At 53.7% G+C, this 25,681-nt stretch carries 27 protein-coding genes; 25 read left to right on the forward strand and 2 right to left on the reverse strand.

Translation table 11 applies throughout. The annotated features are described in order from the left end of the window. The first annotated feature begins 84 nt into the window (after window positions 1–84). From ylxM to ACFPQ4_RS23705, 19 genes are all read left to right on the forward strand, one after another. On the forward strand, window positions 85–444 hold the full coding sequence (gene ylxM, locus ACFPQ4_RS23615; RefSeq protein WP_378114381.1) for a YlxM family DNA-binding protein: 360 nt from the start codon (window positions 85–87) through the stop codon (window positions 442–444). Window positions 445–472: 28 nt separating this feature from the next. Beyond that, window positions 473–1,855: a signal recognition particle protein gene (ffh, locus tag ACFPQ4_RS23620; protein ID WP_378114382.1), complete on the forward strand. Its 1,383-nt coding sequence runs from the start codon at window positions 473–475 to the stop codon at window positions 1,853–1,855. A 42-nt stretch (window positions 1,856–1,897) separates the two neighbouring features. After that, window positions 1,898–2,170: a 30S ribosomal protein S16 gene (gene rpsP, locus ACFPQ4_RS23625; RefSeq protein WP_378114384.1), complete on the forward strand. Its 273-nt coding sequence runs from the start codon at window positions 1,898–1,900 to the stop codon at window positions 2,168–2,170. A 26-nt stretch (window positions 2,171–2,196) separates the two neighbouring features. Further along, complete coding sequence (locus ACFPQ4_RS23630; protein WP_256761457.1) at window positions 2,197–2,430, forward strand: KH domain-containing protein; 234 nt, start codon at window positions 2,197–2,199, stop codon at window positions 2,428–2,430. Between the two features lie 436 nt (window positions 2,431–2,866). After that, entirely contained in the window at window positions 2,867–3,388 is a 522-nt protein-coding gene (gene rimM, locus ACFPQ4_RS23635) for a ribosome maturation factor RimM (RefSeq protein ID WP_378114385.1), read from the forward strand. Between the two features lie 2 nt (window positions 3,389–3,390). Then, window positions 3,391–4,140 (forward strand): tRNA (guanosine(37)-N1)-methyltransferase TrmD, encoded by a 750-nt coding sequence (gene trmD / locus ACFPQ4_RS23640; protein WP_378114387.1) that lies wholly within the window; start codon window positions 3,391–3,393, stop codon window positions 4,138–4,140. 180 nt (window positions 4,141–4,320) lie between these two features. Beyond that, window positions 4,321–5,169, forward strand: coding sequence for a copper amine oxidase N-terminal domain-containing protein (locus tag ACFPQ4_RS23645; RefSeq protein ID WP_378114526.1), 849 nt, complete (start codon window positions 4,321–4,323; stop codon window positions 5,167–5,169). Window positions 5,170–5,352: 183 nt separating this feature from the next. Then, a complete protein-coding gene (rplS, locus tag ACFPQ4_RS23650) occupies window positions 5,353–5,697 on the forward strand; it encodes a 50S ribosomal protein L19 (protein ID WP_115990952.1) in 345 nt (114 codons plus the stop codon). Window positions 5,698–5,954: 257 nt separating this feature from the next. Then, window positions 5,955–6,521, forward strand: a complete 567-nt coding sequence (gene lepB, locus ACFPQ4_RS23655; RefSeq protein WP_378114527.1) for a signal peptidase I — start codon at window positions 5,955–5,957, stop codon at window positions 6,519–6,521. 24 nt (window positions 6,522–6,545) lie between these two features. Next, window positions 6,546–7,448 (forward strand): ribosome biogenesis GTPase YlqF, encoded by a 903-nt coding sequence (gene ylqF / locus ACFPQ4_RS23660; RefSeq protein ID WP_378114388.1) that lies wholly within the window; start codon window positions 6,546–6,548, stop codon window positions 7,446–7,448. 140 nt (window positions 7,449–7,588) lie between these two features. Next, a complete protein-coding gene (locus tag ACFPQ4_RS23665) occupies window positions 7,589–8,044 on the forward strand; it encodes a thiol-disulfide oxidoreductase DCC family protein (RefSeq protein ID WP_378114389.1) in 456 nt (151 codons plus the stop codon). 19 nt (window positions 8,045–8,063) lie between these two features. Next, the gene (locus tag ACFPQ4_RS23670) at window positions 8,064–8,693 is read left to right on the forward strand and encodes a ribonuclease HII (RefSeq protein ID WP_378114390.1); all 630 of its coding nucleotides are present in this window, start codon (window positions 8,064–8,066) and stop codon (window positions 8,691–8,693) included. Window positions 8,694–8,778: 85 nt separating this feature from the next. Further along, entirely contained in the window at window positions 8,779–10,704 is a 1,926-nt protein-coding gene (locus ACFPQ4_RS23675) for a hypothetical protein (protein WP_378114391.1), read from the forward strand. Further along, a complete protein-coding gene (locus ACFPQ4_RS23680; RefSeq protein ID WP_378114392.1) occupies window positions 10,701–10,997 on the forward strand; it encodes an EscU/YscU/HrcU family type III secretion system export apparatus switch protein in 297 nt (98 codons plus the stop codon). The genes ACFPQ4_RS23675 and ACFPQ4_RS23680 overlap by 4 nt, the downstream gene beginning before the upstream one ends. A 64-nt stretch (window positions 10,998–11,061) precedes the next feature. Beyond that, complete coding sequence (locus ACFPQ4_RS23685; protein WP_378114393.1) at window positions 11,062–11,472, forward strand: YraN family protein; 411 nt, start codon at window positions 11,062–11,064, stop codon at window positions 11,470–11,472. 397 nt (window positions 11,473–11,869) lie between these two features. Beyond that, complete coding sequence (hflK, locus tag ACFPQ4_RS23690) at window positions 11,870–12,919, forward strand: FtsH protease activity modulator HflK (protein ID WP_378114394.1); 1,050 nt, start codon at window positions 11,870–11,872, stop codon at window positions 12,917–12,919. Beyond that, window positions 12,916–13,782: a protease modulator HflC gene (gene hflC / locus ACFPQ4_RS23695; protein WP_378114395.1), complete on the forward strand. Its 867-nt coding sequence runs from the start codon at window positions 12,916–12,918 to the stop codon at window positions 13,780–13,782. The genes hflK and hflC overlap by 4 nt, the downstream gene beginning before the upstream one ends. Window positions 13,783–13,821: 39 nt before the next feature. Further along, window positions 13,822–14,559: a GTP pyrophosphokinase gene (locus tag ACFPQ4_RS23700; RefSeq protein ID WP_378114528.1), complete on the forward strand. Its 738-nt coding sequence runs from the start codon at window positions 13,822–13,824 to the stop codon at window positions 14,557–14,559. A gap of 111 nt (window positions 14,560–14,670) precedes the next feature. Then, on the forward strand, window positions 14,671–15,147 hold the full coding sequence (locus tag ACFPQ4_RS23705; RefSeq protein WP_378114396.1) for a hypothetical protein: 477 nt from the start codon (window positions 14,671–14,673) through the stop codon (window positions 15,145–15,147). Here ACFPQ4_RS23705 and ACFPQ4_RS23710 read toward each other — a convergent pair. Continuing rightward, window positions 15,049–15,924, reverse strand: coding sequence for a LysR family transcriptional regulator (locus ACFPQ4_RS23710; protein ID WP_378114397.1), 876 nt, complete (start codon window positions 15,922–15,924; stop codon window positions 15,049–15,051). The genes ACFPQ4_RS23705 and ACFPQ4_RS23710 overlap by 99 nt on opposite strands. 103 nt (window positions 15,925–16,027) lie before the next feature. On the opposite strand from ACFPQ4_RS23710, the gene tkt reads away from it, so the two are divergent. Then, a complete protein-coding gene (gene tkt, locus ACFPQ4_RS23715) occupies window positions 16,028–18,064 on the forward strand; it encodes a transketolase (protein WP_378114398.1) in 2,037 nt (678 codons plus the stop codon). 10 nt (window positions 18,065–18,074) lie between these two features. On the opposite strand, the gene ACFPQ4_RS23720 is transcribed toward tkt, so the two are convergent. Beyond that, window positions 18,075–19,655 (reverse strand): YifB family Mg chelatase-like AAA ATPase, encoded by a 1,581-nt coding sequence (locus tag ACFPQ4_RS23720; RefSeq protein ID WP_378114399.1) that lies wholly within the window; start codon window positions 19,653–19,655, stop codon window positions 18,075–18,077. A 279-nt stretch (window positions 19,656–19,934) separates the two neighbouring features. On the opposite strand from ACFPQ4_RS23720, the gene ACFPQ4_RS23725 reads away from it, so the two are divergent. The 5 genes from ACFPQ4_RS23725 to sucD all read left to right on the forward strand — a co-directional run bounded on the left by ACFPQ4_RS23725 (window position 19,935) and on the right by sucD (window position 25,581). Next, window positions 19,935–21,248, forward strand: a complete 1,314-nt coding sequence (locus tag ACFPQ4_RS23725) for a type 2 periplasmic-binding domain-containing protein (RefSeq protein WP_378114400.1) — start codon at window positions 19,935–19,937, stop codon at window positions 21,246–21,248. Window positions 21,249–21,355: 107 nt separating this feature from the next. Continuing rightward, the gene (locus tag ACFPQ4_RS23730) at window positions 21,356–22,240 is read left to right on the forward strand and encodes a carbohydrate ABC transporter permease (protein WP_378114401.1); all 885 of its coding nucleotides are present in this window, start codon (window positions 21,356–21,358) and stop codon (window positions 22,238–22,240) included. A gap of 8 nt (window positions 22,241–22,248) precedes the next feature. Continuing rightward, window positions 22,249–23,076, forward strand: a complete 828-nt coding sequence (locus ACFPQ4_RS23735) for a carbohydrate ABC transporter permease (RefSeq protein WP_378114529.1) — start codon at window positions 22,249–22,251, stop codon at window positions 23,074–23,076. Window positions 23,077–23,462: 386 nt separating this feature from the next. Further along, a complete protein-coding gene (gene sucC / locus ACFPQ4_RS23740) occupies window positions 23,463–24,623 on the forward strand; it encodes an ADP-forming succinate--CoA ligase subunit beta (protein WP_378114402.1) in 1,161 nt (386 codons plus the stop codon). 31 nt (window positions 24,624–24,654) lie between these two features. Continuing rightward, window positions 24,655–25,581, forward strand: coding sequence for a succinate--CoA ligase subunit alpha (gene sucD / locus ACFPQ4_RS23745; RefSeq protein ID WP_378114403.1), 927 nt, complete (start codon window positions 24,655–24,657; stop codon window positions 25,579–25,581). Window positions 25,582–25,681 lie beyond the last annotated feature (100 nt).

Consider the following 25,681-nt stretch of genomic DNA (forward strand, 5'->3'; position numbering starts at 1 on the left):
TTTTTGTTATTGCGTATTATAAGGAACGTAGCTGGGCTGTAAAGGGTTTTTCCTTGACTTGGTTAGACGAAGGGAGCAGCCAACGTGCACGGACAGAACGCGCTGGAGAAGACGAACCGCATTAACGTGCTGTTCGATTTTTACGGACCGTTGTTGACGAAGAAGCAGCAGACGTTCTTGAAATGTTACTTCCAAGACGATTACTCGCTAGGAGAAATCGCCGCGGACTTCGACATTAGCCGCCAAGCGGTATACGAGCATCTGAAGCGGGCGGAGCAAGTGCTTGAGGATTATGAGATGAAGCTGCGTCTAGCGGCTCGCCATGATCAGATTCAAGCGGGCCTTAGTCAGCTGGAGAAGCAAATTTCCGAGCTGCAGCCGCAAGCCCGCGCTAACATTCAAATGACGATCGATCTGCTCAGAGGAGCAGAAGTGAATACTTAAATATCCGTTCCGAAGGAGGGATGGGATTATGGCGTTCGAAGGATTATCAACGAGGCTCCAGAACGTATTCGGCAAGCTGAAGGGCCGAGGCAAAGTATCGGAGGACGACGTTAACGAAGCGATGCGCGAAGTCCGCTTGGCGCTGTTGGAAGCGGACGTTAACTTCAAAGTCGTCAAAGATTTCATCGCTAAGGTCAAAGAACGCGCGATCGGCCAAGAAGTGGTGAAGAGCTTCACCCCGGGCATGGTCATTATCGATATCGTTAACAAAGAATTAACCGAGCTGATGGGCGGCGAACAAGCGAAGCTCGCGAAGTCGAACAAACCTCCGACCGTCATTTTGATGGCCGGCTTGCAAGGGGCCGGTAAGACGACGTTGACCGGTAAGCTCGCGAAGATGCTGCAAACGCAGAAGCATAAGCCTTTGCTTGTTGCGGGCGACATCTATCGCCCGGCTGCAATTAAGCAGCTCGAGGTGCTCGGCGGACAGATCGGCGTGCCGGTATTCACGCTCGGCGATCAAGTAAGCCCCGTCGAGATCGCGAAGCAAGGCGTCAAGCGCGCCAAGGACGAAGGGTACGACTACGTGCTCATCGATACGGCCGGCCGCTTGCAAATCGACGAAGAGCTCATGCAAGAGATCAAAGATATTCATTCGGCGGTCGAACCTGACGAAGTGTTGCTCGTCGTCGACGCGATGACCGGTCAAGAAGCGGTCAACGTCGCGAAGAGCTTCCACGAGCAGCTCGCCCTCACCGGCGTCGTGCTGACGAAGCTCGACGGAGACACGCGCGGCGGTGCCGCGTTGTCGGTCAAAGCCGTCACCGGCTGTCCGATCAAGTTCGCCTCCACGGGCGAGAAGATCGACCAGCTCGAAGCGTTCCATCCGGACCGAATGGCTTCGCGGATTCTCGGGATGGGCGACATGCTGTCGCTGATCGAGAAGGCGCAGTCGAACATCGACGCGGACAAAGCTAAAGAACTCGAGCGCAAGATGCGCACCGCGGAATTCTCGTTCTACGACTTCCTCGAGCAGATGGAGCAAGTTCGCAACATGGGTCCGCTCGAGCAGTTGCTTGATATGATGCCCGGAATGGGCAAGCTTAAAAGCAATCCGAACTTCAAGATCGACGAAAAGCAAATTAAGCGCACGGAAGCGGTCGCGAAGTCGATGACGCACGCCGAGAAGCTGAAGCCGGATATCATCAACTTCAGCAGACGCAAACGGATCGCCGCGGGTAGCGGAACGACCGTCGCCGACGTCAACCGGTTGCTCAAGCAGTTCGAAGACATGAAGAAGATGATGAAGCAATTTTCCGGCATGATGGGTCCGAACGGCAAGCCGAAAGGCGGCATGGGCGCGCTCAAGAACATGTTCGGCGGTAAAAATAAAGGGAAGTTCCCGTTTTAACAAACACTAAATCCGTTTATTTCATCAAGGAGGTGAAAGTTAATGTCAGTTCGCATTCGTCTGAAACGTATGGGCGCTCACAAAGCTCCAGTATACCGTGTCGTCGTATCCGATTCCCGTTCGCCGCGTGATGGTCGCTTCATCGAAGAGATCGGTTTGTACAACCCGGTCGCTGCACCAGCACAAGTTCAAATCGACGAGGAAAAAGCACTCAAATGGTTGCAAAACGGCGCGCAAGCGTCCGATACCGTTCGCAACCTGCTGAGCAAAGCCGGCGTCATGAAGAAATACCACGAATCCAAGCTCCAGAAGTAATCGTCCTAATACCGGAGGGTTGAACCATGGAACAATTGATTCGGGTCATCGCCCGAGCACTCGTGGATCATCCGGAAGACGTGCAAATTCAGGTCAAGGAAGACGCGAGAGGCCTGGTGTACGAGCTTTCCGTTCATCCCGACGATGTCGGCAAAGTAATCGGCAAGCAGGGGCGGATCGCGAAAGCGGTACGCACGGTAGTCTCTTCCGCGGCGGTTAAAGAGCGGAAGCGCGTCATCGTGGATATTGTTTCTGAATAACGACGAGAAGGACCGAGGCGGCAGCGATGCAGCTTCGGTTCTTTTTTTGTACGATCAGGTCGGTCAAGCCTAAGGTTAAAAGCAGGGATGAAAGGGGGAAATGCTAAAAACCAAGACGTCTTGCCAAAATTGATAGGCGGCCATGCCTGTATTGTGATGGACAACGAGCTTTTTTTGTTAAGCGCGAAAAAAGTGATCAATACTCTGCTTGGGGATGCAAGCTCGGAACATCGTGCTGCCCGTCATCAAGGGGGACAAGAATGGCAGCAATGGAGGGCGTTATGCCGCCGAATTTAAAGTGCAGGTGAAAGTTACTTTGCGAGGAACGGGTGCTTTTAGATAAGGATCGAGTGGCGGCGCTTAGTTACGATTTGCGGGAAAAGATGCGATGCTATATGATTATAGCTGAAGTTTTTTCCTGAAAGGAGCTGCTTCCATGTCGGAAGAGCGCTTGCTTAACGTTGGCAAAATCGTCAACACGCACGGTATTCGCGGAGAAGTGAAAGTGTATCCGCAGACCGATTTTCCCGAGGTTCGTTTTAAACCGGGCACGACGTTAAAGCTATATCCGCCGGAGTCCGGCGCGCCGGTGAGCGTCGAGATCGTAACGTCGCGGGAACAGAAGAAGATGTACGTCCTGAAGCTCAAAGGCTTTGAAGATATCAATCAAGTCGAGAAGTATAAAGGGTGGGAACTAAAGGTTCCCGAAACGGATCGGGTACCGCTCGATGAAGGGGAATATTACGTCCGCGATATTATCGGCTGCGAGGTCGTGACGGAAGACGGAGAGACGCTCGGTACGATTACGGACACGATGTCTCCGGGAGCAAATGATATCTGGGTCGTAAAGCTGCCAAAAGGCAAAGAGTTGCTGTTGCCGGTTATCGATGACGTCGTTCTGAATGTCGATATCGCCGCCCGCAAAGTCAAGGTGCATCTAATGGAAGGACTGCTGTAACGATGCGCATCGACGTATTGACGCTATTCCCGGAAATGTTCGTCGGCGTGTTCGGCGCGAGCATTCTCGGCAAAGCGAGAGACAAAGGAATCGTATCGCTCAACACGGTGAATTTCCGCGATTTTGCGAACAATAAGCATAATACCGTAGACGATATGCCCTATGGCGGAGGCGGGGGCATGGTGCTGAAAGCCGAGCCGATCTTCGGCGCCGCCGAGCACGTCGTGGCGGAGCATTCGGCATCCGGCACATCGGACAAGCCCCCGCGCATCATTCTGATGTGTCCGCAAGGCGAACCGCTTACGCAGCGCAAAGCGCAAGAGCTGTCCGCCGAGTCGCATCTTATCTTCGTCTGCGGTCATTACGAAGGCTACGACGAGCGTATCCGCGAGTTTCTCGTCACGGACGAGCTGTCGATCGGCGATTATGTGCTGACTGGCGGAGAGCTGCCGGCGATGGTCGTCATCGACACCGTCGTGAGGCTGCTACCGGGCGTGCTCGGCAACGAGCAGTCGGCCGTCACCGATTCGTTCAGCGACGGACTGCTCGAATATCCGCACTATACACGTCCCGCGGAATTCCGCGGCTGGAAAGTACCGGACGCGCTATTATCCGGTCACCACGCGGAAATCGAGAAGTGGCGCAGAAGGCAATCGCTTCAGCGTACGTTGGAGCGTAGGCCGGAGTTGTTGGAAGTTGCGGAGCTGACGGCGGAAGAACGGCGATGGTTGGAAGAGAACAAAATTAAATAACCGTACACTTGTAAGAATAAAGCGAATTAATATTCGCTTTATTTTTTTCTCTTTTCTAGGCAGGGATTCAATTGATCAATTGTTAATAAATGGTTACAATTACTCATTTATATAACGGCAAATGCAATATATGATAGGTGAATAGTAAATTTGGAAAAAAATTGGGAGGTTTCCGTGAAAATGAGGTTATCATGGGGCAAGAAAATGGGATGGATGCTATCCCTATTTGTTATCCTGCACCTTATATGGCCAGTAAACGCTTTTGCAGCATTGTACCAAGATAAAGAAGTGCTTCTAAAACTAAATAACGGTTACATTCTCTACTCCGTTGGAACCATGCCTTATATAGACAAGAATGGTCGAACATTAATTCCGCTGAGGATGATCGGGGACCTTATGGGATCCGAGGTGTCATGGGACGAAAAGAAAAAATTGGCGACCGTGACGCATGATAAAACAACGATCGTATTTCCGATTGGTCAAAAGTATTATCAAAAGAACGGCATTAAACTCGAAATGGACACGTCTGCGGTTATTTCGGGGGATTCGATGATGATTCCGGTCCGATATGTTGCCGAAGCAGAGTTGAACTGGGACGCGGACAATTGGATCGTAGAGTTAAAGCATACGGATTTGCTTAAAACAAATGCCTTTACTCATTTCGACGAAATGGAAAATCTGGATAAAGATTTTGAAGGAAAGTTAGTTCCCGTTAATGTAGAGTATGTAAAGGGTAAAACAGTGGATGACAATAAGCTGTTGGTTTCCATACTCAATGATTCAACAACGACGATACAAGCGCAGCACCTTCATCGGAACGCTATCTTTTATAGTGATCCCGATACGGAAATGGGTCAAGGTTCATTCGGTCATACGGCCTCGAGTGGAATGACAGGGTACAATGTTAAAGATATTGCAGGAGGATCGGTGTTCGTTGACATGCTTACTATGAAGTCTTTAGAAACTGCCTTCAATAAGCCAATCAAATACTTGATCTTCAACTACTTTAACACCATTCAATCAAAATGAAATTATACGAGTGGAAGATCGGGTTAAGTCCTGATCTTCCACTTGTGTTATGGACCCCGTTGTGATAAGATTTGAAATGTTGTTCTGTTTCTTATGTAGGACGGTCCGCTGCACGCCATGATCCGAGTGAGAGCATTCGGGGAGCGGGGTACGAACGTCTGTTATGGAAGGAGTGAAGACCCCATGAGTAACCTTATTCAAGCGATCACGCAAGAGCAACTTCGCAAAGACGTGCCTAACTTCCGTCCTGGCGATACGCTGAAAGTGCATGTTAAAGTCGTCGAGGGTTCCCGTGAGCGCGTCCAGCTGTTCGAAGGCGTTGTAATTAAACGTCGCGGCGGCGGAATTAGCGAAACTTTCACGGTCCGCAAGATCTCTTACGGCGTTGGCGTTGAACGTGCTTTCCCAGTACATTCCCCGCGTCTCGAGAAGATCGAAGTGGCTCGTCGCGGTAAAGTTCGCCGCGCTAAACTGTACTACCTGCGCAACCTGCGCGGTAAAGCAGCACGTATCAAAGAAATTCGATAATGGCGTCAAAGGGGGGCTTGGCTGTGATCAAGTCTCCCTTTTTGCATTTTCTTTAAGACGAATCGAGGCGATAACTAATGGACCAGCACAATACCAAACCAGACGAGTTGACCGAACGACCGGACCAGACGACGGACAGCGATCTCTCGGTATCGCCGCAACGCCCCATGATCTCGATCGATGAGCAGGAAAGCCTAGAAGAGGGAGACAAGGACTCGGGAACAGCTAACGGCCCGAAGAAACCCGGTAATTCCAAAATGGGCAATGAGATCGTAGAATGGATCAAAGCGCTGGCGATAGCCGGCTTACTCGTATTCGTAATCCGCTGGTTCCTGGTCAGCCCGTTCATCGTGGACGGACCTTCCATGCAACCGAACTTCTGGGATCGGGAACGCATTATCGTAAACAAAATCATTTACGATATCCGCGATCCGAAACGCGGCGAAGTCATCGTCTTCCATGTGCCGGAAGAGAAACGCGATTTCATCAAGCGCGTAATCGGGGTGCCGGGAGATACGATTAAAGTCGAAGGGGATACCGTCTACATAAACGGAGAGCCAATTGCGGAACCCTATCTTCAAAACGCTTACGATCAAGCGCATGCCAATAACGAGCAGTATAACAAAGACAAGTCGAACAGCATGTTTCCGAACAATTCGTTCCCGGATGGAACCGTGCCTGACGACATGCTGTTCGTCATGGGCGACAATCGTTCGAATAGCGAGGACAGCCGCATGATCGGCTACATTCCGATGGATCGCGTCGTCGGACGAGCGGATCTGGTGTTCTGGCCGCTCAAACAATTTCACTTTATTAAGCATTAACTATGCATTGAACGGGGAAGTGCAATGACGATACAATGGTTTCCCGGTCATATGACCCGGGCCAAACGTCAAATCGAAGAAAAGCTCAAGCTGATCGATGTCGTAATCGAGCTGCTTGACGCGCGTATACCGCAGTCCAGCCGGAACCCGATGATCGATGAAATTACGAGCTCGAAGCCGCGCCTCATTTTGCTGAACAAGGCGGATCTTGCGGATGGCGACATGACGGCGGAATGGAGCAAGTATTTTCGTGATAAAGGTCATGCGACCCTCGCGATCGACGCAAACTCCGGAACAGGCGTGAAGGACATTGCCGGCAAAGCCAAGGAGCTTCTCCAAGAGAAGATCCAACGCCAGATCGACAAAGGCATGAAGCCAAGACCGGTGCGGGCGCTCATCGTCGGTATCCCTAATGTAGGCAAGTCCACGCTCATTAACCGCATCGCCGGCCGCAACATCGCGATTACGGGCGACCGCCCGGGCGTCACGAAAGGCCAGCAATGGATCAAATCCGGCGGCGAGCTGGAGCTATTGGATACGCCGGGTATTTTATGGCCGAGATTCGAAGATCCGATCGCCGGATTCCGTCTAGCCGCCACTGGCGCGATCAAGGAAGACTTGCTTCATATCGACGAAGTCGCATGCTTCGTCTTGCGCGATCTCGTCAAGCATTATGGCCCCGTGCTCGCTGAGCGCTATGGCCTTACCGATTTGCCGGCAGAGCTTGCGGATATGCAGGCGGCTATCGACGTGCTGGAGCAGATCGGAAGGCGTAGAGGTTGTCTCTCCGGAGGCGGTCATGTCGATTTCGATAAAGCCGCGGGTATTTTGCTTCGGGAACTGCGCGCCGGCAAGCTCGGACGAATGACGTTGGAAGCGCCTGACGAAGTCGGAGATACGCCGGGAACGAAGAGTACGGAAGCTTAAGCATTTGCAACGGATAGGCTGCTATTAGACGCGTACGGTGCGCGTTTGAATGGCAGCTTTTTTCATGCGCAACGTTTCGCGAAATCCGTCCGAAGATGCCGTTTTGCATGGTACAATGGTCGTAAGGAAGGTGAACGGATATGGTGCACGGCAACGTTGGGAAGACCGAAAAAACGCTAATCGCACTAATCGACGGAGAGTGCGTCATGTGCAGCGCGATTTCGCAATGGATCATAGCCCGTGATGCCGCGGGCGCGTTTCGCTTCGCTTCATTGCAATCTCCGGTCGGCAGGCGCCTGATGCGCGAAGGCGGCATGTCCGAAAACGCTTTGAATACGTTCGTCCTTATAGATAACGGTCGTTACTATACGAAATCTACCGCGGCGTTAAAAGTGCTGCGTAAGCTCGGCGGTAAATGGCGTTTATTGTATAGCTTAATTATTATTCCAAAGCCGCTTAGAAACTTAGGATACGATTTTATCGCCAAGAGGCGTTACCGATGGTTCGGCAAGACGGATAGCTGTCCGCTTCCGACCGCGCAGCTGCGCAGCCGGTTCATCGATCAGGATACGGGCGCGGATGGATCGAAGAGTTAGGAGAAGAGGAGAACTATTCATGTCGGAAGAGATCAATAGACTTGCGTTCGAAGCCGAGCTATGGGAGCAAGGATTAACGGCTGTCGCGGGCGTGGACGAGGTCGGGCGAGGTTGCTTGTTCGGCGACGTCGTCGCAGCGGCGGTTATTTTGCCGGTAGGGCTAGTGCTGGAAGAAGTGAACGATTCGAAGCAGCTAAGCGAGAAAAAAAGGGACAGGCTGTACGACCAGATCGTCGCGGAAGCGGTCGCGTGGTGCGTGGCCAGAATCGATGCGAAAGTGATCGACGAGATCAACATTCGGCAAGCGTCGCGGCTTGCGATGAAACAGGCGATCTTGGGACTTGGCGTACAGCCGGAGCATTTGCTGGTCGATGCGGAAAGCGTAGAGTTGTCGATTCCTCAAACCGCGATTATTAAGGGAGACGCGCTAAGTCAATCGATCGCGGCCGCATCGATTCTAGCGAAAGTAACGAGAGACCGTCTATGCACGGACGTGTGGGATCAACTATATCCCGGGTACGGGATCGCCGGACATAAAGGTTACGCGACGAAGACGCATCGGGAAGCGATCGCCTCTCTCGGTCCGACGCCGTTGCATCGCCGTAGCTTCCTGGGGAATATATTGGCGGAGCAGCAATTGTTGTTCTAGATAAATGAAAACTTATTCATTCATTGCGAATGGAATACATGCCGATACATATAGGTAACGGACAGTCGCGGCAGGAGGAAACGGCATGAACATGAACATAAGCCAAATCGCTCGCGCGTTGCTTGGGGACGCGCAGCCGGCGGACAACGGACGCGCGCTGGAGCTACGCATCGGTCAAATCGTGCGCGGCGTACTGCTGGATATGTTGGACGATCAAGAGGCGCTTATCAACATTAACGGCGTGCAAGTGCGCGCGAAGCTGGAAGCCGACATGCCGGCGGGACGCGGCATGCTGCTGCAAGTGCAACCGAGCGCGAACGGCGTAGTCGTGCTGAAGCCGCTTGCCGACGCGACGGATACGATACCGGAAGAAGGGCTTAAAGACGCGCTGAAATCGTTCGGCTTGCCGGAGCAGAAAGCTGGAATGGAATTGCTTCGCGGCTTGAAGCGGGACGGTTATCCGATCTCGAAAGAAACGGCGGCGTATTTCAACACGGCGATGTCGATGAAGCCGTCGGGAGTCGACGCGCAGTCGTGGATGGGGGCGACGGACGTCGCGTTCCGGCGCGGGTTGACGCCGACGGAGACGACGCTGTCTTCGTTAAGGCAGGCATTGTTCGGACAGCCGTTGCAGGAAGGGCTTGCCGAGCTTCAGACGGCGGTGGCGAAGTGGTTGGGCGAAGCGGGACAGGCAGGGAAAGACGGACAGACGGGTAAAGCAGGACAGGCGGGGCAAGCAGGACAGGCGGGGCAAGCAGGACAGGCAGGGCAAACTGGGCAGGCGGGACAAGCTGGACAAGCTGGAATAGCGGGGCAGACTGGAATAGCGAAGAGCGCAGCCGAGCTTGGGCAGCGGCTGCAGCAGGTGCTCGCCCAGGGCGCGGCTATCGTCGCCGAGGGTGAGGCGCAGCTGTCCGGCGAAGCGCGGACAGCTAGCGCGGGTTCGCCTCCGCCGGGCCCATCGGCGCCGGCTACGGCAGAAGCTTCGCGGCCGCCAGGCTCGGCCGCGCAAGAAGCCGCGGCCCGGCGCACCGCCGGGGCCGCGGAAACGGCGCAGGCCGCCGGCGCAGGCGCGGCGGCCGAAGACGATGGCGCGCGGGCGTCTGCCCCGCGCGCCGAGGGCTCGCGCGCGGCGAACGCGACTAGCGTCGCTGCGCCGCGGCAGGGCGGGGCGGGCAACGCGGCGGATGCCGCCGCTCGCCCGCAAGCCCAGGCGCTGCCGCAGACGGCGGCAGCGCCAGCGCCGGCCGCCGGCGCGCCGAAGGCGGAAGCGGCGTGGGTCGGCCGCTTCCTCGATTGGCTCGGCGTCGGGCACGAGCATAAACTGCTGCACGGCGCCGATTCCCAGGCGCTGCACCGGATGGCCGGCGACGGTCTCGGCGCCGCGACGTTGCCGGGCACGGACAATCCGGCTTCCGGAACCGAGAATCGCAGCGCAGCGGATACGCTCAAGAGCGCGTTGCTTGCGCTCGCCTCCCATGAAGACACGCCTCCCGCGCTGCGCGAAGCGGCACAGACGCTTGCGAACCAAGTGACCGGGCAACAGCTGTTGCTGACGTCCGAGCGCAATCCGAGCATGCCGCTCAGTCATATGACGATGTTCATCCCGATGAGGAACGGCAACGGCGATACAACGGCAACCGTTCACGTTCAGTCCAGACGCAACCGCCGAGGCGAATGGGATTCAGGCAATTGCAGACTGTTGTTCGACTTGAAGATGCGGCATATTGGCGATACGATCGTCGACGTGCAAGTTGTGGACAAGATCGTGTCGTTAAAGCTGCTATCCGATTTTCCGGGCATGTCGGAGATGATAGAACAAGCAAGGGACGAGCTTAACGCGGGCATGGCGTCAGCGGGTTTCCAGCTGTTCTCGTTAACCGTGTCGGCGCTTCCGCAATGGAAGACGGGCGTTGATCCTGCGTCTGTTGGAAGCGGTAGCTTGGAGCGTGCGATGCCGACCGGCGCATATGCCGCCAAGCCGTACAAAGGGGTTGACTTCCGGGCATGACTCGAGATGACGATAAGCCGACATCGCTACCCAAAAAAGCGGTCGCGCTCAAATACATGCCCGATAAACGGGCCGCTCCCGTCATCGTAGCCAAAGGACAAGGCGTAATCGCGGACGAAATTTTACGGCGTGCGCAGGAGAACGGGGTTCCGATCCAGGAAGATTCTTCTCTCGTCGAAGTGTTGTCCAAGCTTGATCTTGAGCAAGAAATTCCGCCGGAGCTCTATAGGCTCGTCGCGGAAATATTAAGCTTCGTCTATCGCTCCGATCAGCGGGCATCGAATAGCGAGTAACATCGCGAGATAGTAGGATGTGTTCGCATCTGTTTCGTCAATGTACAAGGGGAGGCTACGAACGATGGATACTCGGCAACAACCGCCGCGCGCGGCATCTCGTCGTTCTCCCGGCAATCGTGCGGCGACGGGGCGGATTGGCGAGGAGGCGGCAGCCGATTACTTGGCGGAAAAAGGTTACCGCGTACTCGAACGGAATTGGCGTTGCCGAATCGGCGAAATCGATTTAGTGGCGGACGATAACGGCACGCTCGTGTTCGTAGAAGTGCGTTCGCGAACGAATCCGACGCGCTTCGGCACGGCCATAGAAGCGATAACGGAACGAAAGCGTCGCCAAGTCCGGGAAGTCGCGGCTTATTATTTGGCGCAGCGCAAGCATTTCGCGACGCCTTCCGTACGGTGCGACGTCGTGGCCGTCACGCTTCGGCATGACGGAACCGTCGCCGAGCTCAAGCACATTCCGGGCGCTTTTTAAGAGGTACTCTGCCTCAACGGTCTCGCAAACCGCTCAACCCTCAAACGGGCCGATTGTTCCCGCTTAACGGTCTCGCAAACCGCTCAACCCCAAAAAAGCTCCATCCACTCCCGCTCAACGATCTCTCACACCACTCAACCGAGCAAACGTGCCATCAGCTCCCGCTCAACGGCCTCTCACACCGCTCAACCCCGCAAACGCGCCGACTGTTCCCGCTGAACGGTCTCTCACACCGCTGAACCCCCGCAACCGAGCAAACACACCACCGTTTTACCCCCTACACACCGCCACCTTAGCATTTTTCCACAATCTATGAAACCCAGCCCACCGCTATTTCGTATCATTCTTCGTAAGCATTGGAAAACTCTGCAAACCTACGAAGGAGGCACTTATCCGCATGGACGTCATCGATATCGGCAGAAAGACCCGCAGACCGGATCAAATCGAAATTCCCCCGGGCCTAATCAAGAAAATATTGCTAGGCTTCGGCGCATTGATCGTGTTGCTTCTGATTTACTCTTCTTTCTATACCGTACAGGAACAAGAGCGAGCAGCCATTCTTACTTTCGGCAAATATACGGAGGAGACGACGGCAGGCTTGCATTTCAAATGGCCGTATCCGGTTCAACGGGTCGTGAAAGTACCGGCCGAGCTAACCCAAGTCATCACGATCGGGTATACGCAAAACGGAGACGTCATTACGCCGAACGACGAAGAGGCGCTCATGATCACCGGAGACGAAAACATCGTATCCGCCGACGCCGTCGTACAATGGAAGATCAGCAACATCCGCGATTATTTGTACAATATCGATAACCCCGAGCAGTTTTTGCGCAACGCGGCGAGCTCTTCGATTCGCTCGGTCATCGGCTCCACGAAGCTCGATTACGCGATTACGGACGGCAAGACGGAAATCCAAGAGAAGGTCCGCGAGTTGCTGATCGATCTTCAAGCGAAGTACAATACGGGCATGCAGATCGTTGGCGTCAAATTCCAAGACATCGAACCGCCTGTCGGTCAAGTGTCCGACGCGTTCCGCGAAGTCACGAACGCCCGCGAGGAGAAGAACACGAAGATCAACAACGCATCGAAGTACGAGAACGACCGCATTCCGAAAGCGCGTGGAGAAGCACAGGCGCTGCTCGAGAACGCGGAGGCGGAGAAGAAGTCGCGTATCCTTAACGCGCAAGGCGACGTCGCCCAGTTCAACGCGATCTATACCGAATACGTGAAAAGCCCCGGCGTTACCGAAAGCCGATTAATCATCGAGACGCTGGAGAAAATATTGCCGAAAGCCAAAATTTTCATTTCCGATTCGAGCAGCGATACGGTCAAATATTTGCCGATCAACGAGCTGCTGCGTTCTAACGGATCGACGGCATCCGGCAACGCGGCCGCTAACAATGCGGCGCCTTCCGACGCAGCGCAAGGAGGGACGGCGAAATGACCAAACGCAGCATAATTTGGACCGCGGGCGTAATCGTCTTCTTGATTCTCGGATTTTCATCGATGTATATCGTCAAAGAAGGCGAATATAAAGTCGTCCTCAAATTCGGCGAAGCGGTGAGAGTCGTCGAAGAGCCGGGCCTACATTTTAAAATCCCGTTCGTCGAAACCGTCTCGATGCTCCCGAAATATCAAATGATGTACAAAAGCCAAGAGACTCAAATCCTAACGAAAGATAAAAAACCGATCATCGTGGATAACTATACGGTGTGGCGGATCGAAGATCCCGAGAAGTTTCTGAAGACCGCCAAGTCGGTGAGCGCCGGTATCCAGCGGATCGACGAGACGGTGTACAATGCCGTACGGGCCAAGTTGCCAGCCATCGATTACGAAGATATTATTAGCGAGAACACCGAGCGAGGTAACATTAACGACGAGATTACGCGAGAAGTAGCGAGCACGCTCCGCGGGGACAACTACGGCATCGAAGTGATCGACGTCCGCATCAAGCGGACCGACTTGCCGGAAGGGAACAAGGAGAGCGTGTACAACCGGATGATCTCCGAACGCCAGTCGATCGCCGCCCGCTACTTGTCCGAGGGTGACGAGGAGTCGCGCAAAGTGACGTCCAAAGCCGATCGTCAAGCAACCGAGCTGCTCGCGCAAGCAGAAGCAGACGCGAAGAAAATCATCGCGGAAGGCGAGCAGGAAGCCGCGAAAATCTACAATGAATCGTACGGCAAAGATCCCGAGTTTTACAGCTTCTACCGTACGCTCCAAAGCTACGTGACGACGCTGAACAACGAACCGGTCATTTTGCTGCCGATCGACTCGCCTTACACGCGTATATTGTTAGGCAAATAAGCTTGCATAGAAGGGTGATTGATTCTGAGTAACAACATAATGCCGCTAGACCAGCTGAAGCGCTTCAAAGACGAAATCACCCGGTTCATGATGATGTACAAATTCGCGCTTGATTCGTTCGAGACGAAAATCGAAATTTTGAAGGAAGAATTTCAGTTTTTGCACGATTACAACCCGATCGAGCATACGAAGACGCGACTGAAATCTCCCGAGAGCATCTTGAACAAAATCAGCCGCAAAGGCTGCGAAATCAGCTTGAAGAGCATCCGTGACAGCATCAAGGATATCGCGGGGCTGCGCATTACGTGTTCGTTCGTATCGGACATCTATCGGATTAGCGACATGCTGCACCGGCAGAGCGATCTGAAGATCGTGGAGACCAAAGACTACATCCTGCATCCGAAGCCGAATGGTTATCAGAGCTTGCATCTGCTCGTCGAGATTCCCGTCTACATGTCCGACCGTCAGGAGAGCGTGTGCGTCGAGGTTCAAATTCGAACGATCGCGATGGATTTCTGGGCTAGCTTGGAGCACAAAATTTTTTACAAGTACAATGAATCCGTTCCGCCTAGATTGCTGCAGGAATTGAAGGAGGCCGCCGACTCGGCGGCTGCGCTAGACAAGCGGATGGAGCGGCTGCACAAGGAAATCGAGGAAATCAAGGAGAGCCGGAGCGAAGCGGAAGCCGCCCAGGTGATCAGCATTCGCGACGAACGATTCACGATTCCCGCGGCTTTGATGGAGTTAATAGACATTGGAGGAAATGGAAAAGAGTAGAAGGAATCGACGCGGATACCGGCGAATGTATTACAGTAGGAAACTACTTCGGCTAGGGACGACGAAAGCACCTTTCGTCGTCTCTCTTTATTTTGATGGGGGGAAATCTGAATGACGCTCATCATGAAAATGACGCAAGGGTTTATCGCCGTAATGCTCGTCGGTCTGGTCGCCGGCACGCGTTATGAGGCACTGTATCTGAGTGCCGTCTATTTTTACTGCGTGCTCGCCTATTTCTTGTTTCTGTTCGTCGTGCTGCCTGTCGATTTGATTCTGAACGCCAAGCTAGGCGGAACTAAGCCTTCCGTCAAGTTGGTCGTACAATTCGTCACGTTGTTAGCTCTGTGCGAGGCAATCGCGGCGGCGCTGATCGTTACTAGAACGGATTTCTACGTCGGCGCCGACCTATATGCGTTCGCCGCGGAACACGCTGCCATCTACATGATGCTGGAGCTGGTTCGATCGTTATTCGTCAGGGGCGATCTGAAGCTATCCGATGTGCGCCATGAATTGCCGGGCGGCCTTGGACAACGGCATGTTGCGCAAAGTCATGAAACCGACTTGCGAGGGAGGGACTTTGACGTCTAACCGGATTTCGAACAGGGAGCCGTCTTCCAGACTCCGGGCCGCGAACTCTCTCGTGACGAAGGAGATGCCAAGTCCCTTGCGGGCGAACTCGAGCAGTAAGTCTACGCTCCCTACCTCGATCTGAGGCGTCAGTTCGTGTCCGTGTTCGCGGAACAAGTCCGTGATCGCCGTTCTGGCACGGGAGTTGCGGGTGAACAGGATGGTCGGATACGTGAGCAACTGCTCCATCGAAATCGCGCGGTCCTTAAGCTCGGCGAACCGCGATCCGGCGACGAAGCAGTCTTGAAGCTCGATCCCCGGCTTTACGTCGAGCTGCGGATCCGCGATCGGGAGCCGGACGACGCCTAGATCGATGGCGCCTTCCTTAAGCAAGGCGATCAGCTCCGGCGTCGTTCCGTGAACGAGACGAATGGCGATGCCGGGATGTTGGAGCCGATAAGCTTCAAGGTAGGGGAGCAAGTAATGCTTGAAGAGCGAGTCGCTGCCGCCGATTCGCAATTCTCCGCTATCGAGATTGCTTAGCTCGGCCATTTTATCCTCAGCAAGGGCGATGAACGTATGTGCTTGCTCAATATAAGCGTACAGCACCGCGCCTTCTTGAGTGAGCTCTACGCCTTTGGCGTTGCGGGCGAACAACGTTGCACCCAAGCTCGTCTCAAGCTGCTTGATCGCATGGCTGACGCTCGGCTGGGTAAGGTAAAGCAGCTTGGCGGCTTGCGTTAGACTACCGGTCTTCGCGGCTAAGTAAAACACCTTATACAGCTCATAGTTAATCATAGATATGGTTTATGACTCCTAGTTGATATATTAATTTCTTGTATGCCTTTCGTCTCCATTATACTGATGACAAGAGCAACACACCAGTAGGGAGGCTATTACGATGGGACAGACAACAGCTATCGGGCAGACGATTGAACAGCTAAGCATTAACACGATTCGCACGTTAACGATCGACGCCGTCGAAAAGGCGAACATGGGACATCCGGGTATGCCGATGGGCGCCGCACCGATGGGTTATGCGCTCTGGACGCGCCAAATGAAGCATAATCCGCGCAACCCGGAATGGTTCAACCGCGATCGCTTCGTGTTATCGGCGGGTCACGGATCTATGCTGCTCTACAGCTTGCTTCATTTAAGCGGCTATGATTTGTCGCTCGACGATCTGAAGCAGTTCAGGCAATGGGGAAGCCGCACGCCGGGGCATCCGGAGTTCGGGCATACGCCTGGCGTCGAAGCGACGACGGGTCCGCTCGGCCAAGGACTCGCGATGGCTGTCGGTATGGCGATGGCGGAAGCGCATCTTGGAGCGGTCTATAACCGGGACGGCTTTGCGGTCGTTGATCATAACACGTTCGTCATTTGCGGCGATGGAGATTTGATGGAGGGCATTTCCGGGGAATCGGTATCGCTCGCCGGACATTTGAAGCTCGGCAAGCTGGTCGTGCTGTACGATTCGAACGATATTTCGCTCGACGGGGAGCTGAATATGTCGTTCTCCGAAAATATTAAAGGTCGATTCGAGTCTTGCGGGTGGCAGTATTTGCACGTCGAAGACCAGAACGACGTGGATGCGATCGCGGGAGCCGTAGCGCAAGCGAAAGAGGAAACCGGCAAACCGACCTTGATCGAAATCAAAACGACGATCGGCTACGGCAGCCCGAACAAAGCGGGCAAAGGCGGCCACGGAGGCACGCACGGTTCGCCGCTAGGGAAAGAAGAATTGCGGCTGACAAAGGAAGCGCTAGGCTGGCCTCTTGAACCGGATTTCTACGTCCCGGAGGAAGTACGGGCGCATTTCGGCAAATTGCAAGTGCGAGGCGAAGTCGCCGAAGCGGCATGGCTGCAATTGTTCGGGGACTACAAGCTCGCCTATCCCGAATTGGGTGCGCAGCTTGAGCAAGCGATTAGCGGCAAGCTTCCGCAAGGTTGGGAAGCGGGAATTCCGAGTTTCAACGACGCGGAGGCGCAAATTTCCACGCGTACCGCCTCCAGCAAAGTCATTAACGGTCTCGCGGATACGCTGCCTCAGCTCATCGGCGGATCGGCGGATCTCGCAAGCTCCAACATGACTGCGATGGCTAACTATCCGAACTACTCATCGAAGCAATACGAAGGACGCAATCTATGGTTCGGCGTCCGGGAATTCGCGATGGGCGCGGCGTTGAACGGGATGATGCTCCACGGCGGATTACGGGTATATGGCGGCACGTTCCTTGTGTTCAGCGATTACTTGCGCGGAGCGATTCGTTTGTCGGCGCTCATGAAGCTGCCCGTCGTATACGTATTTACGCACGACAGCATCGCCGTCGGGGAAGATGGGCCGACCCATCAACCGATCGAGCAAATTCCGTCGCTAAGATTGATTCCGGATTTGACGTTATTCCGTCCGGCCGACGCGAACGAGACGGCAGCGGCGTGGAAATATGCGCTTAGCTCCGAGAAGGGGCCGTTCGTTCTGGCGTTAACGAGGCAAAATTTGCCGGTGCTGCCGGGAACGAGCTCGCTTGCCGAAGAGGGCGTTGCCCGCGGGGGTTATATTCTATCCGGCCGTTCCGACCAGCGTCCGGACGTACAGATCGTAGCGACGGGCTCCGAAGTAAGTCTAGCGATTGCCGTACAGCGCAAGCTGGGCGGAGAAGGCGTAAACGTTCGCGTCATCAGCATGCCTAGCAAAGAGCTATTCGAGCAGCAAGACAAAGACTATCGCAATAGCGTAATCGATCCGAGCGTAACTTCGAACGTCGTTATCGAGATGACCCATCCGTCCGGTTGGGAATCGATCGCCGGCAACCAAGGCTTCATCTTCGGCATTCGCACGTTCGGCGCTTCGGCGAAGGCGGACCGCATTATGCAAGAGTACGGGTTCACGGCGGACAACGTCGCTGAGCGGATTTGCGAGAAGTTTTTGCGCAAGTAATTCGCGGATCCTATCCGATCGCTTCAACGTTTTTGTCAAGACACCGGTAGCTGATCGCCTCGGCGACGTCTTCGGAGCGAATCGTCTCTCTGCCCGCGAGGTCGGCGATCGTGCGGGACATCTTCAGAATGCGATCGTGGGCGCGGTAGCTCAATCCGAGCTGCTCGTACACGAGATGGAGCAGATCCTCCGCATCCGACGCCATCGTCGCCGCGGCATAACGATGCAACAATGAACCTTGCAATTCGCTATTCCAACGAATCCCGTGCCTCGCGTAACGGGATTGTTGGCGTTTAACGGTGTCCATAACGACCTCTCGCGCTTCCGCGGACGACAGCGAGCTGCGTTCGTTCATGCGGACGGCCTGGCGAGGCAGCTCAACTTGTAGGTCCAACCGATCGGCGAGAGGGCCCGACATTCTTGCCCGGTATCTGGCGATCGCGACGGGGGTGCACGTGCACGGGCGATCGTCGTCGGTTCCGCCGGCATAGCCGCACGGACAGGGGTTCATACTGGCCGCGAGCATAAATTTCGCGGGAAAACGACAAACGCCGCGTGCCCTGCCGATCGTCACCTCCCGATCTTCGAGCGGTTGCCTCAGCGCTTCTAAACTATTCCTCGAAAACTCGGCGAGCTCGTCGAGGAATAGGATGCCGTGATGGGCGAGCGTCACTTCGCCGGGTTTCGGCATCGAACCGCCTCCGATTAGGCCGGCCATCGAGATCGAGTGGTGGGGCGAACGGAACGGTCGGCGGCGAATCAAGCCTTCGCGTCCGCCGCCGAACTTGCCGCTCACGCTGGCGATCTTCGTCACCATGAGCGATTCTAGTTCCGCGAGCGGAGGCATAATCGTAGGTAACCGCCTGCACAGCATCGTCTTGCCCGTACCTGGAGGCCCGACGAACAGCAAGTTGTGCATCGCGCTTGCCGCGATAATTAACGCGCGTTTGCCTTGGGCTTGCCCGATCACATCGGCTAGATCAAGCTCCGAATCCGCAACGTCCGAAGTCGAGCCGAAGCGCGAAGGAGCTTGCGTTAATTTCATGGCGCTAGATCGCTCCGTACCGGATTTTTCTCCCCGATTATCAAGGAAGCCGCTCATCCACTCCGCGAGTTCTCTAATGCCGAACACTTCGATGCCGGCAATCAAGCTCGCCTCCGCAACAGCGTCTTCGGGCACGATGACGCGCCTGACGCCCGCATTGCGAGCCAGCTCCGTCATCGGCAGCACGCCCGGCACGTTCCTAACCGAGCCGTTCAGCGATAGCTCGCCGATGAACAGCGTATGCTCGAGCAACGCCGGATCGACTTGACCGCTCGCGCATAAGATTCCTGCCGCGATCGCAAGATCGAACGCGCTGCCTTCCTTGCGCAGATCGGCAGGGGCTAGATTGATCGTGATCCGATCCATCGGAAACTTCATGCCGCCGTTTTTGATCGCTGCGCGCACGCGTTCGACTGATTCCCGCACCGCCGAGTCCGGGAGTCCTACGACGCTCACCTGCGGCAATCCCGAACAAATATCGACCTCGACTTCTATGAATCTTCCTTCTACGCCTAGGACGCTGGCACTCAATAATTTAACGTACATAACGAAAAAGCACCTTCCTCCGACGTTAGATAACGTACGGGAAGGTGCTTCCTTCCGATCGATTTTCATATGCGACCAGTCTACCTCGCTTAGGCGGATGTGTCAATCCCGGCGAATCTATCAGGGGGCAAAAAGTCATGACTTTTCATGACTGTTTTTGTCAAAGTCATAAGACGATATTATCCCTAAATAATGGAATTAGCGTCTTACCACAATTTACAAACAATTCTATACTTAGTTTTGAAAGCGATAACATACCTATTGGGAGGCTAGCAATCAATGAAGAAAAGTCTACCGTTAATTGCACTCAGCGCGGTTCTTGTGGCGACAACGGCCGTAGGGTCAGCAGGCGCAGCAAAAACCATCACCATGAAAGTACGTCATACGCAATTGGGAGAGGCGAAACAACAACGTCTCAACATACTTAACGATGTTTTGAAAAAAGTTCAAAAGGAAGTGCCGGGCGTTCAATTCAAATTGGACGGCGTGGATTCGGACGTAAACCGCAAGGAAAAATTGCGTTCGGAAATGGTAATCAACAACCCTCCTCCGATTTTCGATCTGTTCGGCGGAGCCGACACGCAGCTGTACGTTCAAGCAGGAAGACTGCTGGATCTTACGCCGATTCTGAAAGAGCTCGGCCTGTCGAATAAATTCATTTCCTTGAACGAGTTCACGGTTAATGGAAAAGTTTACGGTTTGCCGATCGGCGGCTACCAAGAAGGCTATTTCTACAATAAAGAGTACTTCAAAGCCAAAAACCTAAAAATTCCAACCACGATAGACGAGCTTGAAAAATTGGCTGACACGATTAAAAAAGACGGCAAAACGCCATTTGCACAAGCTTCCAAAGCCGCATGGGTGCCGTTAATGACAGCCAACACGTTGTGGTCCCGCTATGCCGGTCCGGATATTACGGCTGGATTCAAAACGGGTAAAACAAAGTGGAACAGCCCTGAAATGATCGCTGCTTTCAACAAGTACCAAGATTGGGTGAAAAAAGGCTACTTCAAATCGGGCGAACTCGGTTTGGAATACGGCGAGCAACGCAACCAACTCATTCGCGGCGAAGCGATCATGATGTACGACGGTTCGTGGGCGTCCAGCGTATTCTCGGATAAAGCTCAAGCCGGGGATATGACGGACAAAGTCGGCTACTTCGCATTGCCGAAGCTTGCGAACGGCAAAGGCAGCCAAACGGCGGTAAACGGCGGATTCTCCAACGGCTACGGCTTCTCGGCTAAAGTGAAGAACGACAAAGTACAAATGGCCGTTATCAAATCGTTCATCAAAAACATGTACAACGACGATATGCAAATTCGCGGTCTTGAAGCAGACGGCGTTCTGCCTTCCATGAAGGTAGATCCTAAGAAGCTTGCGGCAGCTAAAGTTTCCCCTCTGGTAAAAGAAATCATTGCCGTAGGAAACAAATCGAGCGGCGCATTCCCAGCGTTCGATTCCCTGGTTCAACCTGACGTCAATACGGCGATCAGCGATGGCATTCAAAAGCTGATCGGCGGCAAAATCACGGCTAAGGCGATGCTGGACGGCGTTCAAAAAGTTCAAGCCGCATCCAACAAAGCAGACGAATAATTGAATAATGCAAGGAATAAAAAGGTACCACCCGCCACTGAGTGGGTGGTACCTTTTTATTAAAACCCGATTCATAGAGCAGATGTCTGATCATCCCGGAGGGAACCATGAATAAAGCGCTAAGAACCCCATGGACATATGTGCTGTTTTTGTTGCCGGTCGTCGTGCTTTATGTCCTGTTTTTCATTTACCCTATGTTCGCCGCCTTCGCCAAAGCCTTTACGAAATGGAACGGCATCGAACCGGCGCAATTCAACGGCTTGAAAAACTTTAAGAACGCGCTGACGGACGAGAAATTATGGGCTTCCGTCAAGAACAACGGTTATTTCATTTTGTTTTCGGTATTCGTGCAAGTTCCGATAATCGTATTTTTCTCGCTTTTGATCAGCAACGTGAAAAAGCTCAAGGGACTATATAAGACGGCCGTATTCGTCCCAGCCGTCATGTCCACCGCGGTAATCGGCATTTTGTGGAGCTTCATCTACGAACCGGATATCGGCTTGTTCAATTTAATTTTAACGAAACTCGGATTTAATCCGGTCATGTGGCTCTCCGACTCGAGTTGGGCCATGTTCTCGATCTTGATTACGAATGCCTGGCAGTGGACGGGATTCTACATCGTTATGGTGCTTGCCGCGATCTTGGCGATCCCAAAGGAAATTAACGAAGCCGCAACCGTTGATGGCGCAAGCAGTTTCAGGCGCGCTACTTCCATTACGGTGCCGCTCATCATGCCTATCATTTCCGTAGTCATCATGCTCTCCATTGCAGGCGCGATGAAGGCGGCCGATATCGTCATCGTCATGACGAGAGGCGGCCCGGGCGGGGCGACGGACGTAATGGCGACCTACATGATCAAATACGGGATTACGAATATCAAATACGGATATGGAAACGCCATCGCGGTGTTGATCTTCGTATTCACGTTAATTCTTACCGTACTATATCAATTGCTGCTTGCCAGACGAATTGAAAGGGTCGAATACTCATGACGATGACGATAAGTAGGGTGAAAAAGAGTCTCAGCCATATTATTTTACTAGCCTATGTGATCGTGATCCTTTACCCATTCGTGTTCGTCGTCTTTTCGTCGTTAAAGTCGGATAATCAGGCGATTGCGAGCAATCCATTCGGTTTCCCTACATCGTTTCATTTTGAAAATTTTCACGAGGCATGGGTTAATGCGAAAATCAACGTTTACTTTTTGAATAGTTTGTATATCGCCACCCTTTGCTCGATCGTGACAATCATTTTCGCGGCTATGGCATCGTTCGCGATCACGAGAATGAGATATTCGAAAATGAGTAAAGGAATGTACCAATTTATTCTGATCGGTATGCTCATTCCCGGTAACGCCTTGTTACTGCCCGTCTTCATTATGCTAATGGATGCAGGCATATTAGATACCCATTTGGCGCTCATCATCCCTTATATCGCAGGGGCAATCCCATTGAACGTCATCATATTGTCGGCGTTTATGCGCTCGATCCCTAACGAACTTGAAGAAGCGGCCGTAATGGATGGTTTAAGCGCGAAAGGGGTTTTCGCACGAATCATTTTACCCCTTACGATCCCGGCAGTAGTCACCGTGTTTATTTTAAACTTCATCGGCAACTGGAACGAGTTTTTGCTCGCGAACTTCTTCATCTCTACGGATGAACTGCGCACGCTGCCAGTCGGGATGGTCGGTTTCCGCGATACCTATAATACGAATTACGCGCAAATGTCTGCGGGAATCGTATATAGCGTCGTTCCGGTCATGATTATTTACGCCGTGCTGCAAAAGCAAATTATCGAAGGATTAACCGCGGGCGGCGTAAAGGGTTGATCTGTTGTTAGTCGTTCGCTGTTTCATCGAGCTTTCAGCTGACGTACCCTCGCGGTACGTCTTTTTGTCCGAATTCATAGGCATGATTTTACCGATCAAAGCACATCCTAGATATGTTACCCCGGTTTCCATCTCGGAATGAGATTAAACCATTGCCAAATTGAACTAAAAATAGATGAAAAAAGTGAGGAACGATAAAACAAATAGTGTTACAATGATGGAGGTTTTGTTATCCATTCAGCATGAGTATTTTGACGCGAATTCATTACTGAACGGTTGTCGACATAAACGTTGTCGCGCCTTCCGAAGGCGTCAACGGTTTATGCTTACATAATGCAAAACGCGTCACGATATAGGGAATGCACAAACGGGAGGATGCTTGGATCATGAATATTCATGAGTATCAAGGCAAGGAAGTACTTCGCCAGTACGGCGTCGTCGTACCGCGCGGCAAAGTGGCTTTTACCGTTGAAGAAGCCGTCGCTGCGGCCAAAGAGCTCGGCAGCCCGGTAACGGTAGTCAAAGCGCAAATTCACGCAGGCGGACGCGGCAAAGCGGGCGGCGTCAAAATCGCGAAAAACATCGACGATGTCGCGAACTACGCGAAAGAATTGCTCGGCAAAGTGCTCGTCACGCATCAAACCGGTCCGGAAGGCAAAGAAATTAAACGCCTCCTGATCGAAGAAGGCTGCGACATTAAGAAAGAATATTACATCGGCGTCGTCGTCGACCGGGGAACCGGCCGCGTCGTTCTGATGGGTTCCGAAGAAGGCGGCATGGACATCGAGGAAGTAGCCGCTCACTCTCCGGAGAAAATCATCAAGGTTATCGTCGATCCGGCGGTCGGCTTATTGCCGTTCCAAGCGCGCGCGCTCGCGAACGAGATTAAGATCCCGGGTCCGCTCGTGAACAAAGCGGTTCAATTCATGCTTTCGCTCTACAAAGCGTTCGAAGACAAAGACTGCTCGATCGCAGAGATCAATCCGCTCGTCGTTACGGGCGACGGCAACGTCATGGCGCTCGACGCGAAGCTGAACTTCGATTCCAACGCGCTGTTCCGTCACAAAGACATCGTGGAGCTTCGCGACCTTGACGAAGAAGACGCGAAAGAAATCCAAGCGTCCAAATTCGACCTCAGCTACATCGCGCTCGAAGGCAACATCGGTTGCATGGTTAACGGCGCCGGTCTTGCAATGGCGACGATGGACATCATTAAATATTTCGGCGGCGCTCCAGCGAACTTCCTGGACGTTGGCGGCGGAGCTACGAAAGAGAAAGTAACCGAAGCGTTCAAGATCATCCTGTCCGACGCAAACGTCAAAGGGATTTTCGTTAACATTTTCGGCGGCATCATGAAGTGCGACATTATCGCCGAAGGCGTCGTCGCCGCTGCGCGCGAGCTCGGTCTCGACCGTCCGCTCGTCGTTCGCCTCGAAGGCACGAACGTTGCCAAAGGCAAAGAAATCCTGAACGCATCCGGCCTGAACATCGTGGCGGCCGATTCGATGTCCGACGGAGCTCAAAAAATCGTAGCGCTAGTGAAATAACTAAGGGAAGCTACCGGGGAGTGTATAAATCATGAGTATTTTGATCGATAAAAACACCAAGGTGATCACCCAAGGTATCACGGGCGCGACGGGAGCGTTCCATGCCAAAGGTGCTTTGGAATACGGCACGCAGATGGTCGGCGGAGTAACGCCGGGCAAAGGCGGCCAAACGATCGATTTCGACTTGGAGAATGGAACGAAAGTTACGTTGCCGATCTTCAACTCGGTTAAAGAAGCAGTAGCCGAAACCGGAGCAACGGCGTCCGTCATTTACGTCGCGCCTCCGTTCGCGGCCGACTCCATCATGGAAGCGGTAGACGCAGGTCTTGACCTCGTCATCTGCATCACGGAAGGCATTCCGGTGCTGGACATGGTTAAGGTTACGCGCTTTATGGAAGGCAAGAAGACGCGTTTGATCGGACCGAACTGCCCTGGCGTTATTACGCCTGGCGAAATCAAGATCGGCATTATGCCGGGCTACATCCACAAAAAAGGCCACGTAGGCGTCGTATCCCGTTCCGGAACGTTGACGTACGAAGCGGTTCACCAATTGACGACGCGCGGAATCGGACAATCTTCCGCGGTCGGCATCGGCGGCGACCCGGTTAAAGGCTCCGAGTTCATCGACATCCTGAAGCTGTTCAATGAAGATCCGGATACGTACGCGGTCATCATGATCGGCGAAATCGGCGGTACGGCCGAAGAAGAAGCGGCCGAGTGGATCAAGGCGAACATGACGAAGCCGGTAGTCGGCTTCATCGGCGGCGCTACGGCTCCAGCCGGCAAACGCATGGGCCATGCCGGCGCGATCATCTCCGGCGGCAAAGGCACGGCAGCGGAGAAAATTTCGACGCTCGAAGCTTGCGGCGTTCGCGTTGCTCCGACGCCTTCCGACATGGGCGCGACGCTTGTAGCCGTTCTCGAGGAAAAAGGCTTGCTGGAAAAATGCAAAGGTTAATGATATATTACGTCTAAACGCGTAACGGCAAGGCAAGCAGCCTTCCGCCCCCTCTACCGAGGGAGTGGAGGGCTTTTTGTCGTGCTGACGCCGCGATTCC

Origin of the sequence: Cohnella yongneupensis (genome assembly GCF_042655785.1) — a bacterium.
Taxonomy (GTDB): Bacteria; Bacillota; Bacilli; order Paenibacillales; family Paenibacillaceae; genus Cohnella; species Cohnella yongneupensis.

What these genes read in the sequence shown, in the direction of transcription:
- ffh (WP_378114382.1), top strand. Translation starts at nt 473, where the DNA reads ATGGCGTTCGAAGGATTATCAACGAGGCTCCAGAACGTATTCGGCAAG.
- rpsP (WP_378114384.1), top strand. Translation starts at nt 1,898, where the DNA reads ATGTCAGTTCGCATTCGTCTGAAACGTATGGGCGCTCACAAAGCTCCA.
- ACFPQ4_RS23630 (WP_256761457.1), top strand. Translation starts at nt 2,197, where the DNA reads ATGGAACAATTGATTCGGGTCATCGCCCGAGCACTCGTGGATCATCCG.
- rimM (WP_378114385.1), top strand. Translation starts at nt 2,867, where the DNA reads ATGTCGGAAGAGCGCTTGCTTAACGTTGGCAAAATCGTCAACACGCAC.
- trmD (WP_378114387.1), top strand. Translation starts at nt 3,391, where the DNA reads ATGCGCATCGACGTATTGACGCTATTCCCGGAAATGTTCGTCGGCGTG.
- ACFPQ4_RS23645 (WP_378114526.1), top strand. Translation starts at nt 4,321, where the DNA reads ATGAGGTTATCATGGGGCAAGAAAATGGGATGGATGCTATCCCTATTT.
- rplS (WP_115990952.1), top strand. Translation starts at nt 5,353, where the DNA reads ATGAGTAACCTTATTCAAGCGATCACGCAAGAGCAACTTCGCAAAGAC.
- lepB (WP_378114527.1), top strand. Translation starts at nt 5,955, where the DNA reads ATGGGCAATGAGATCGTAGAATGGATCAAAGCGCTGGCGATAGCCGGC.
- ylqF (WP_378114388.1), top strand. Translation starts at nt 6,546, where the DNA reads ATGACGATACAATGGTTTCCCGGTCATATGACCCGGGCCAAACGTCAA.
- ACFPQ4_RS23665 (WP_378114389.1), top strand. Translation starts at nt 7,589, where the DNA reads ATGGTGCACGGCAACGTTGGGAAGACCGAAAAAACGCTAATCGCACTA.
- ACFPQ4_RS23670 (WP_378114390.1), top strand. Translation starts at nt 8,064, where the DNA reads ATGTCGGAAGAGATCAATAGACTTGCGTTCGAAGCCGAGCTATGGGAG.
- ACFPQ4_RS23675 (WP_378114391.1), top strand. Translation starts at nt 8,779, where the DNA reads ATGAACATGAACATAAGCCAAATCGCTCGCGCGTTGCTTGGGGACGCG.
- ACFPQ4_RS23680 (WP_378114392.1), top strand. Translation starts at nt 10,701, where the DNA reads ATGACTCGAGATGACGATAAGCCGACATCGCTACCCAAAAAAGCGGTC.
- ACFPQ4_RS23685 (WP_378114393.1), top strand. Translation starts at nt 11,062, where the DNA reads ATGGATACTCGGCAACAACCGCCGCGCGCGGCATCTCGTCGTTCTCCC.
- hflK (WP_378114394.1), top strand. Translation starts at nt 11,870, where the DNA reads ATGGACGTCATCGATATCGGCAGAAAGACCCGCAGACCGGATCAAATC.
- hflC (WP_378114395.1), top strand. Translation starts at nt 12,916, where the DNA reads ATGACCAAACGCAGCATAATTTGGACCGCGGGCGTAATCGTCTTCTTG.
- ACFPQ4_RS23700 (WP_378114528.1), top strand. Translation starts at nt 13,822, where the DNA reads ATGCCGCTAGACCAGCTGAAGCGCTTCAAAGACGAAATCACCCGGTTC.
- ACFPQ4_RS23705 (WP_378114396.1), top strand. Translation starts at nt 14,671, where the DNA reads ATGACGCTCATCATGAAAATGACGCAAGGGTTTATCGCCGTAATGCTC.
- ACFPQ4_RS23710 (WP_378114397.1), bottom strand. Translation starts at nt 15,924, where the DNA reads ATGATTAACTATGAGCTGTATAAGGTGTTTTACTTAGCCGCGAAGACC.
- tkt (WP_378114398.1), top strand. Translation starts at nt 16,028, where the DNA reads ATGGGACAGACAACAGCTATCGGGCAGACGATTGAACAGCTAAGCATT.
- ACFPQ4_RS23720 (WP_378114399.1), bottom strand. Translation starts at nt 19,655, where the DNA reads ATGTACGTTAAATTATTGAGTGCCAGCGTCCTAGGCGTAGAAGGAAGA.
- ACFPQ4_RS23725 (WP_378114400.1), top strand. Translation starts at nt 19,935, where the DNA reads ATGAAGAAAAGTCTACCGTTAATTGCACTCAGCGCGGTTCTTGTGGCG.
- ACFPQ4_RS23730 (WP_378114401.1), top strand. Translation starts at nt 21,356, where the DNA reads ATGAATAAAGCGCTAAGAACCCCATGGACATATGTGCTGTTTTTGTTG.
- sucC (WP_378114402.1), top strand. Translation starts at nt 23,463, where the DNA reads ATGAATATTCATGAGTATCAAGGCAAGGAAGTACTTCGCCAGTACGGC.
- sucD (WP_378114403.1), top strand. Translation starts at nt 24,655, where the DNA reads ATGAGTATTTTGATCGATAAAAACACCAAGGTGATCACCCAAGGTATC.